Origin of the sequence: Halobacillus aidingensis, from assembly GCF_900104185.1 — a bacterium.
GTDB lineage: Bacteria > Bacillota > Bacilli > Bacillales > Halobacillaceae > Halobacillus > Halobacillus aidingensis.
Genome location: NZ_FNIZ01000033.1, coordinates 20,900 through 28,982 on the forward strand (window position 1 = coordinate 20,900; position 8,083 = coordinate 28,982).

Genomic DNA, 8,083 nt, shown 5'->3' on the forward strand with positions numbered 1-8,083 from the left:
AGTTTACGCCTGCTTGAAAGTAAGGTCAATCGAACCTTAATATATTCGGTAAATGGACATATTTTCAGTCCCTATGGGAATGCTAAGGTTCCATGAATATCGTTAGGGGATGAAGAGCCATGCCTTATTTTATAGAAAAATGCGGGGCGAAATTATTTTATGATGATCGAGGGAATGGGGAAGCCATTGTTTTTATCCACCCTCCTGGAATGGGGAGGAAAGTATTTAAAATGCAGCACTCCCTCGCCAGGGAGTTTCGTGTCATTTTGCCAGATCTCAGTGGAAATGGGGATTCCGAAGTGATTTCTCATGCGCCTGATGTATCCATGTACGCAAGAGAAGTCGTCCAGCTTATTGATCATTTGAACCTCGACCAAATCGTAGTCGTCGGCTATTCGTGCGGAGGGATGATCGCCCAGGAATTCGCACTCACTTTTCCTGAACGGACGAAAGCGGTTATTCTTGCAGGAGGTTTCCCGAAGGTGGCTACAGGTGGCCTGCGGTTTGAGTTTTTAGGAGGGATGTACTGGGTGGATAAAAGCCCGGAGACGCTTTCCAAATTACTCAGCCATTCCCATTTCAAAGATGCCGAAATTAAACGTGAATTGAATGAACATATGGCGAAGTCCGATCCGGAATGCTGGTACACCTATTACAATCGAGCCCTGTCTTTTGATTGCAGCGGGCGGTTAGACAAGCTTACTCAACCGTTGTTACTCGTTTACGGCAACAAAGAATTTTGGATCAATGAACACTCCAAATACTACAATGTTTGTCCGAAGGTGAAGATGGAAGTGATCGAGCATGCTTATCACCAGACGCCGGCCACCCACTATGATCGTTTCAATGATGCATTAACTCGTTTTGTTCATGAAGAAATATAAAAAAGCAGAGGAGCGGCAATCCTCTGCTTTTTCCTATTTGTTCAAGTCGAAGGTATGGCCCAATTTGTGGGCGTAAACCATCTTATTCACAGTAACGGTGATTTCCTTTGCGTTTCTTAGTGCAGGAGACTGGAAGTGGATGTCTCCTCTATTATCATGCCCCCAAATATTAGCCTCTGTGGTTTCGCCTTCATTCGTAACGACTTCTACAAATTTCTCCCGTTCTTCCTGGAGGCTGTTCATCGGGGCGAGTTGAGCACCGACCAATTTTTCTTCTTGATCCGCTTCATGGGGTTCATACTTGAGTTGAAGATTCATATTGGTTCCGGAAAATGAATCGACCTGCTCAAGGATGATATCTGTATTGTAATCTTCTCCCACTTTTTCATTCAACACCACAGATTCGTTTGAATGATCTTTAAACTGAGTCATATCGACGGTGAACGAATAAGGTGTATCATCATGGATGTGAAGAGACCCAAGTTCAAGGCTCACTGCTTCTGTAAGTGGTTCTGATGGCGGCTGGAACCAGGCCTCATACACATTTTCTTCTACCGTCTCGTTCAGATAAAGCCTGACAGGGTGTTCGGATCCTTCCTCTGTTTTTATGACGGCATGTACAGATTGGCCAATTTCTTCCCCATCCGCCTCTATTTTCATTTTTACGTAACTGGATGAAACGCCGATATTGATGGATGTCGGTTCCACTGTGACTAGGTCATCTGAGTACACCTCGTCTGTTGTATAACTTTGAAGCACATGTCCATCCTTGTCATGGAAATAACGGACAGGCATTCCTTTTGTTTCGATCGTACGGTGATCGATCCGCAGACTAAAGGAAGTTAAAAAATCTTGATCATAATCCTTTATATCATGGGGGTCAAAATTATACCCCCATTTCTCCGTAATGGGAGGGAGCTGGATGAGACCGTACACTCGATTTTCAAACACAACTGTATCCCGGGGGTGAAGGGGTTGTGAATGGTGCTGGAACGATTGTTCGCTCCCATTCATGGACTCAATGTTTATGCTCTCCACAGAAGGAGGCTGAACGAGGTACTTGGTTTCTTTATCATCACCATCTTTTCTCGTCAATGCAGAAAGGTCGATGCTGTATAAAACATGGATGGTAGGCCCGCTGTGCCACACCTCGTTGATCTGCATTCGTCCATCTTTATCAGGAATCGGAGTAGACTCCTGCGGTCGGACAGTTAACTCCTTTTCCCGGGCTAATGATAAACCGTGAATGCGTTCTTCATAAAACTCATTCACCTGTTCAAATGTATCGACTTCACGCCACTGAAGAGGGAATTCCTCTAGATCCACCGCTTTTGCTTTTCGCATTGGTTTAGAATCTGTACTCACAGCCAATTTTTCCTCACTGCTGTCCGTGAAAAAATAGGCCCCTATAGCAAAAAACATCAAAGAAACCACGATTAAAATCCACTTGCTCTTATTGGTGCCTTTCTTCATATGTAAATAACCCTTTCTTTTGGTTTGTTTCTAAACTTCTTCATTAAATCTCTATCTTCTTTCGCATAAGCTCCCTATACTTGAAGACTCAGTTTCGAGATGTTTATTGGAGTTTAGGGCTGCGGGAAACAGTTCGCTTTCCATGGGGCGGGCGCTGAGCCTCCTCAGGCTACGCCTTCCGGGGTCTCAGCTGTCCCACACGTCCCATAGGAGTCTCACCGTTTTGACCATAAGAGTATCTCGAAACCACTTCCAGAATAAGCAGCCCTCCATCGTATTGGGGGTTGGTGTATTCAACTCTCAAACAAGCAGAAAACTATACCCTAACGCTGAGATAGGCGAGATCCCGCAGGACGCAGTCCGAGGAAGCTCGGCGCTCCCCCAAGGAAAGTGTTCAAATGCGGAATCGACCTGGGAGACACGACTGTCATAAGCAGAACAGCAACGGAATGTGCATTTCATTCCTTTGCTGTTCTGCTTATGACGCGAGTGTCTGGGCGATGGAGCTAGACGAGTTGCTTCCCAGCCACCCCTGACGCGCAACTCAGCAACGAACCCCAAAACATCTCGAAATCGAGTCTCCACAATCCTGGCATATTCTTTAATAAACTATATAAAACATCACAGGGTTCTAGAGATTCTTGTAAAAATTTGTAGGTGTGTCAATCATATGATAACAGAATTTTCGGTCATTAAGGGAGGGAAGCACTAAAAAAGTGATCTCGCACTCGAGATCACTTTCTTAATCTTCATCATCGGAATAGTGGTGGTAGAGAGCTTCGCTTTCAGAATGGACTTCCGAATCATCTGCCTGATGGGAGAAGGATTGGTTGTAGCTCAACTTTCGGTTGAACACTTGCGCCATTTCATTGGTCTGCTCGACAGTACCTCGTCTTTGTTTTTTCTGCTTCATAGAAACTTCCTCCTTTTTAGGTAGTTTTCCTCGTGAAAAAAGGATTAAACTTTAGTTCTAATTTTCCGATATTTAGGAAGAGGGAATAAAATTTTTGGAGTAGGTGAACGGAATGGCTCGGATCATTGAACATCCATGGGATACACTAAAGCAGCTTTCCATCCCTATATGGTTCTTGGATATAGAAAAAGAGAACATCTATGTGAGTGAAAGGTTGCAAGATCAATGGAAGCTGGATTCAACCATCTTGGACCGGCATGATTTAATGCGACTCATACATAAGGATGATTTAGCATATTTGGACCATCATGCGATGACGAGAGAAGATCGTCATTTTTTTTATTTGAATTATCGTGTGTTGAACAATGGAAAGTACGAATGGAGGAAGGATATCGTCACGCCTTTCTTTGATGAAAATGGAAAGATTATGGGATACACAGGTATGGGTGCTCCTGATTCTGCTTACATTGAAGAATTGGGCCGGATTAAAAAAGCGATTGTGGAAATCGGAGATGCTTTCCTTTCCTACAATGGGCAGGAGTTCTTTGACTTTCTTGTGAAATATTTATCTTCTGTGCTTGGTGTAGAAACCGTACTGGTCGGAGAATTGACTGGAGAAGCCAAAGATCAAGTGACAGCGATCTCCTTGTCTCACAAAGGGGAGATTAGTTCAGGGCTGCACTACGCGTTAAAAGATACGCCTTGTGAGCAAGTAACGTTGACTCATGAATGTTATTATCCTAATGATGTAGGGGGACTTTTCCCTGAAGATATCACGATCAACGATTATGGAGTGGAGAGTTATCACGGGAAAGCTTTACTTAATTCAGATGGTGAAGTGATCGGAATTCTTGCGATTATGGATAACCGGACACAGACGAGCGGGCCATTGAGCAAGGCTCTTTTTCAAATTTTTGCTGATCGGACAGCGAATGAGCTTTCCCGGATGCAGGCGGAAAAGAAGCTGGAGATGTTGTCTCAGTATGACCCTTTGACAGGGCTTGTCACGCGCAGCTATTTGTCAGGAATCCTTGAAGACGAAATTCAGTCCATGAATGAAAAGGATAGCAACATTGCGCTCTTACTCATCGACATTGATAATTTTAAAATGATCAATGATTCATGGGGGCACACGAAAGGGGATGAGCTACTTCGTCAGTTCTCCCGTTACTTGAGGCAGACATTCGCTCAGCATGATGCGGTGATTTCCAGGATCAGCAGTGATGAATTTATTGTCCTCCTCAAACATGTCAGAAGCATTGAAGAACTAAGGGAAGTCAGTGACTACGTTATTCATTCAATGCGACGCCCTTTTCTTATTGGAGAAAAAGAGTTCTACAATACCGTGAGTATCGGTGTCACGTTCACCCCGGCCCGTCTTCGAGATCATTATAATGGAGAAACTCTTTTACGCCATGCGGATGCAGCGATGCATAAAGCGAAGAGAAGCGGAAAGAATCGCTATGCGGTTTATGAAGAAAAGATGAGTGAGCAGATGAGAGAAGAGCTTCACTTGAAACAATCCCTTCATCATGCTCTTGATAACAATCAGTTTGAGCTTCATTATCAACCCCAAGTGTGCGGGAGAACATCGCAGGTGATCGGATATGAATCACTCATCCGCTGGAACCATCCGGATTACGGTAGGTTATCTCCGCATTATTTCATCAGCCTTGCTGAAGAATCAGGGATGATCATAGAAATTGGTGAGTGGGTATTGAAGGAAGCTTGTCAGCAAACAAAAAGATGGCAGGTGGAAGATCGTAGACCGGATTTGAAAATATCGGTGAATTTGTCTGCCCAGCAGTTCAAAGATTTAAATCTTCCGAGAAAAGTGCTTGAAGCCCTCAAAAGTTCAGGGCTTTCTCCTGACAGCTTGATCCTCGAAATCACGGAAACGATGGTCCTTCAAGATTTCGACCGCAGCACAGACACGTTGAACAGTTTGCGTGAAAAGGGGATTAAAGTACATCTGGATGACTTCGGTGTCGGTTTTTCTTCCCTCAGTTATTTGAACCGTTTGCCTGTGGATGCGATAAAAATCGATCGTTCTTTCATTAATCAAATTGGTGAACGAGGGGAAGAGGTGCCGATCGTCAATGCCATCATTAGTATGGCGAAAAGTCTCGGCCTGCAAGTCATTGCTGAAGGTGTGGAAACAAGTGAACATATTGCTTACTTAAAACAAAAAGGCTGTTATGAATATCAAGGCTATTACTTCAGTAAACCTGTACCGGCAAGTCTTGTACACAATTAACATGAGTGATCAAATTTACCATTCTTGAAAACCGTCCATGATCCGTGACTTCTTTTGGACGGTATTCATTTTAGCAAGAAAGCATACGGTCGACCCATGCTCAGAGTATCAGGCTCTGAGCATTTTCTTTATGCAGGGAAGGTCTATTTCAAGTATGCTTTCTATTAAAGGAAGAGCGATTCAAATGGATTTGGAGTATAGGGGGATTCTTATGGCAGAAATGCTAACCATTTATAATGAAAATGAGCAGCCAATTGGAATAAAAGAAAGGGAGAAGGTGCATTTGGACGGGGATTGGCACGAAACGTTCCATTGTTGGATGTTCCGCAAGGAAGGTGAAACGATCCATTTATTGCTTCAACAAAGAGCTGATCACAAGAAGGACTTCCCGAGCTTGTTTGATATTACCGCTGCGGGACATGTAGAAGCGGGGGAGGATGTACTTCTGGCTGGTGTCCGGGAAATTGATGAGGAAGTCGGTTTGACGGTTGTGCCTGGAGATTTAATCCCTCAAGGCTATTACAAGGAGGAACTGAAGGAAGGGGTTCTCGTAGACCGGGAAATTTGCCGTATTTACCTCTTACCATGGACAAATGACAAGACCTTTACGATTGGAGAAGAGGTGAAGGACATCGTTTCTGTGCCACTGGAAGATATGGAAGGTTTGATGGATCTACCACGGAGCGTGAAGGGGTTCTCTATTCTTAATGGTGAAGAAAAAGAAGTGAATCGTAAAAATCTTGTCCCACATGAAAAAGGATATGAGCGGTATGTTTTCCAAGCGATTCGAGAATGTGTCGCAAAACTTTGACAATATTCCAACTTGTTCTATATAATTTCTGATTAAGTGATAGAGAGAGGAGACGAACGATGACGAATACATCTTTTGATACGAAAATAGTCCACCATAAGGCGGATCAAAGTCTTGTACCGAATAGCAAGAGTACACCGATTTACCAGACGTCCGCCTTTACATTCAAAGATTTGGATCACTTGGAAAGTTATTATGAGGGAAACAGCCCTTATTTATATACGAGAGAGCGTAACCCCAATACAGATGAACTTGCTGGAACCGTTGCTGAACTGGAAGAAGCACCAGCCGGAGTAGCGTCTTCATCCGGAATGTCAGCCATCCTTGCCGGCATTCTCGCAGTTGCAAAACCCGGGGATCATATCGTTGCCGCAGAGGATGTTTACGGAGGTTCACACAAGCTGATCACCAAAGAGCTGCCCACGTTCGGGATTGATGTAACGATGGTTTCTTTTTCAAATCTGGAGGAGGTTTCAGAGGCGATCACAGACAAAACGAAGCTGCTTTATACGGAATCGATTTCAAATCCTTTTTTACGGGTGGAAGATCTTGGAGGCCTCGTCGCTCTTGCTCGCAAAAAGAATGTGAAAACGATGGTTGATAATACGTTCGCGACCCCATACTTATTGCAGCCGTACACGCGTGGCGTCGACCTTGTCGTACATAGTGGGACGAAGTATATTGGTGGGCACAGTGACGTGACGTGTGGTGTGCTGGTCGGGAGTGAGGAATTGGTTCAGGCTGCTACCCAGAAGATTGTCACATTTGGTGCAAATCTCAGCCCATTTGAAGCATGGCTGACTCAACGAGGGGCCAAAACGTTAGGTCTTAGAATGAAGAAACAATCATACAATGCAAAGCAGGTAGCAAAAGTCCTGGATGAGCATGATGCCGTCCGTACCGTCTATTATCCCGAAAAGGTATCGGAAAGAGGGAACGGTGCCATTGTGACCATCGAGCTTAATGATTCGATTGACATAGAGGCGTTTTTTCGATCGCTCGGTTGGGTGAAAATCGCCCCTACGTTGGCAGGAGTCGAAACGACGGTTTCTTATCCTGTACGTACGTCCCATCGTGCGTTATCGGATGAGGAGCGCGAGAAGATCGGCATCAATGATTATGTGATTCGACTGTCAATCGGAATCGAAGATCATGAAGATATCATAGAACAGCTGAAAAAAGCGATTGCAGATTCTAAAAGTTGAATTTTCTAAAATGATTGACTTTTCTGTTTGTTATCCGTTATAATTCACAACATGATCAATTAACTGCATACATCTCTTATCAAGAGAGGCTGAGGGAATAGGCCCTGTGAAGCCCGGCAACCTTCAAACATCGGTTTGAAAAGGTGCCAAGTCCTACAGATCTAAAAGGTCTGGTAGATAAGAGGAGGAAACGAAATGACAAGAGGCTGGGACATAACCAGTCGAAAACGTAAAAAAGGGTTCCGGTCATCGAATTTTGATGACCGGAACCCTTTTTTACTGAGTTTATCTTATCATTGGTTAGACGGTTTCCGTTTCTGGCCGTGTACTTTCTCAAGTTCACGGCCAGGAAGGCAAATCCTAATTCATTTTCCACACACTCTTTGCCCCTCACGGACATTCGAGTGAAACGCAAATTAGCCTTCAAAAATCCAAAAACTGGCTCTACGTCTACCTTACGTTTTCCGTAGATTTCACCCGTTTTCTCGTCTGAAAGCTTCTCCTTCACGCTATTCTTTTGTTGCTCCCACTTCTCGTTGT

The 8,083-nt window shown here is 44.2% G+C and carries 6 protein-coding genes, 1 pseudogene and 1 riboswitch; of the genes and pseudogenes, 4 read left to right on the forward strand and 3 right to left on the reverse strand.

Annotation, left to right across the window (positions count from 1 at the left end):
- Positions 1-119: 119 nt before the first annotated feature.
- Positions 120-884: an alpha/beta fold hydrolase gene (locus BLS23_RS20330; protein ID WP_089654835.1), complete on the forward strand. Its 765-nt coding sequence runs from the start codon at positions 120-122 to the stop codon at positions 882-884.
- 33 nt (positions 885-917) lie between these two features.
- Here BLS23_RS20330 and BLS23_RS20335 read toward each other — a convergent pair whose 3' ends face one another.
- Positions 918-2,357 carry a hypothetical protein gene (locus BLS23_RS20335; protein ID WP_089654836.1) on the reverse strand — a complete coding sequence of 480 codons (1,440 nt, stop codon included), beginning with the start codon at positions 2,355-2,357 and terminating at the stop codon, positions 918-920.
- 742 nt (positions 2,358-3,099) lie between these two features.
- Entirely contained in the window at positions 3,100-3,270 is a 171-nt protein-coding gene (locus BLS23_RS21895; protein WP_160917376.1) for a hypothetical protein, read from the reverse strand.
- Positions 3,271-3,382: 112 nt separating this feature from the next.
- On the opposite strand from BLS23_RS21895, the gene BLS23_RS20340 reads away from it, so the two are divergent.
- From BLS23_RS20340 to BLS23_RS20350, 3 genes are all read left to right on the forward strand, one after another.
- Complete coding sequence (locus tag BLS23_RS20340) at positions 3,383-5,527, forward strand: bifunctional diguanylate cyclase/phosphodiesterase (RefSeq protein WP_089654837.1); 2,145 nt, start codon at positions 3,383-3,385, stop codon at positions 5,525-5,527.
- Between the two features lie 211 nt (positions 5,528-5,738).
- Positions 5,739-6,338 (forward strand): NUDIX hydrolase, encoded by a 600-nt coding sequence (locus BLS23_RS20345; protein WP_167356135.1) that lies wholly within the window; start codon positions 5,739-5,741, stop codon positions 6,336-6,338.
- Positions 6,339-6,397: 59 nt separating this feature from the next.
- Entirely contained in the window at positions 6,398-7,543 is a 1,146-nt protein-coding gene (locus BLS23_RS20350; RefSeq protein WP_089654839.1) for a trans-sulfuration enzyme family protein, read from the forward strand.
- A 73-nt stretch (positions 7,544-7,616) separates the two neighbouring features.
- Positions 7,617-7,727, forward strand: a riboswitch (SAM riboswitch).
- On the opposite strand, the pseudogene BLS23_RS22285 reads toward BLS23_RS20350, so the two are convergent.
- Positions 7,705-8,083 (reverse strand): annotated as a pseudogene (locus BLS23_RS22285) (transposase); the annotation flags it as partial. It overlaps the preceding riboswitch by 23 nt.

Bases quoted from the DNA above. Each gene is read 5' to 3' on its own strand.
- BLS23_RS20345 (WP_167356135.1), top strand. From the start codon at position 5,739: ATGGCAGAAATGCTAACCATTTATAATGAAAATGAGCAGCCAATTGGA.
- BLS23_RS20330 (WP_089654835.1), top strand. From the start codon at position 120: ATGCCTTATTTTATAGAAAAATGCGGGGCGAAATTATTTTATGATGAT.
- BLS23_RS21895 (WP_160917376.1), bottom strand. From the start codon at position 3,270: ATGAAGCAGAAAAAACAAAGACGAGGTACTGTCGAGCAGACCAATGAA.
- BLS23_RS20335 (WP_089654836.1), bottom strand. From the start codon at position 2,357: ATGAAGAAAGGCACCAATAAGAGCAAGTGGATTTTAATCGTGGTTTCT.
- BLS23_RS20350 (WP_089654839.1), top strand. From the start codon at position 6,398: ATGACGAATACATCTTTTGATACGAAAATAGTCCACCATAAGGCGGAT.
- BLS23_RS20340 (WP_089654837.1), top strand. From the start codon at position 3,383: ATGGCTCGGATCATTGAACATCCATGGGATACACTAAAGCAGCTTTCC.